We start from the raw sequence: 1,355 nt of genomic DNA on the forward strand, positions 1-1,355 counted from the left end.
GTCGTACATTTGTACGGTTAAATGTTTTTGAATAAATTTATCTTCAAATATCAGGCATCACAAGCATGGAACAAGGCAGATTAGGGGGTGGCAAAACCCGTGACTAACGTTCAGTCCCCATGCTTTTACATCTAAAGACTGGATAGTTCGTTGGGGCGGTATGACTGACCCCGTGTTTGCGACGAGAGTGCAAAAGATGTAGTTCCTGACAAAAGATTTGATAACATGACATACATAGGCATCGACATCAGCAAAGCGACGTTTGTAGCTGCTTTTCCTCATGGAAAGGGCTACCGTACCGAGACCTTCCAAAACAACGCGAAAGGCATTCGCAAGTTCATCTCGAAGCTTGACCATGCTATCCACCACTGCGTGATGGAGGCGACAGGCAACTACTGCTTCCTTCTTCTTTATCTTCTTGACAAGACCGGCATACGGGCAAGCCTCATAAATCCGAAGAAGATAAAAAACTATTCCCGCGTAATGATGTCGGTTACCAAAACAGACTCCAAAGATGCCTGTCTCATTGCCGATTTCGGGGAGAGATTCAAGCCGGAACCATATAAGTTCCCGTCCGAACAGATAATGCTTCTGAAACAGAAGAAAACAGTCCTGCGTCAACTTCAGAAGCAACTGACAGCGACAAAGAATCTTCTTTCATCACTTGAGCCTCTGCCGGTTAAGGATAAGAAATGTCTGAACTCATTGAAACAGACCATAACCTTCCTTGAAAAGCAGATCAAGTACATGCAGCAGGAAATGGAGACGGTCGTAACCGATGTGTTTGACAAGCAGCTTAAACTCCTTACCTCTATAAAGGGTATCGGAGTCACACTTGCCACTGCGCTGATTATAGCTACCGGAGGCTTTACCTACTTTGAAAATGCCAAGCAGTTGTCCCGCTTTATCGGTATCTGCCCCACGATAGAGCAGTCCGGCACAAGCATCAATATCCGTGGACATATCAACCGTAACGGTGACGAGACTCTGCGTTCGATGCTTTATGTGGCGGCATGGTCAGCAAGTCAGCACAACAAGGCGTGCAAGGAATGCTACCAGCGTTTGCGGGGCAAAGGAAAATCAGGCAAAGTAGCCATGATTGCTGTGGCAAATAAACTCGTTAGACAGGCTTTTGCTGTTGTGACATCCAATAAGTCATATATCGACGGCTTCGTCTCTACGAAACCTGATTCCGCCCTCTAAACTATTCCTCTCTCCTTCTGGCGAGGGGATGCCCGAGCGGCGGGGGCGGCCTAAACCGCCCCCAAGAGCGGACTGCGGCAAGACCATTCTCAAATAATCTAAGGTGGATGTAATTTTTGCCTCATTTTATTTGGTTTTTAATATAGTTCGTT

Annotated in this window: 1 protein-coding gene; it reads left to right on the forward strand. The window is 46.5% G+C overall.

Translation table 11 applies throughout. The annotated features are described in order from the left end of the window. The first annotated feature begins 225 nt into the window (after positions 1 to 225). Entirely contained in the window at positions 226 to 1,203 is a 978-nt protein-coding gene (locus C5O23_RS14090; RefSeq protein ID WP_107033536.1) for an IS110 family RNA-guided transposase, read from the forward strand. Positions 1,204 to 1,355: the final 152 nt, after the last annotated feature.

This window comes from Duncaniella muris (assembly GCF_003024805.1).
Classification (GTDB): domain Bacteria; phylum Bacteroidota; class Bacteroidia; order Bacteroidales; family Muribaculaceae; genus Duncaniella; species Duncaniella muris.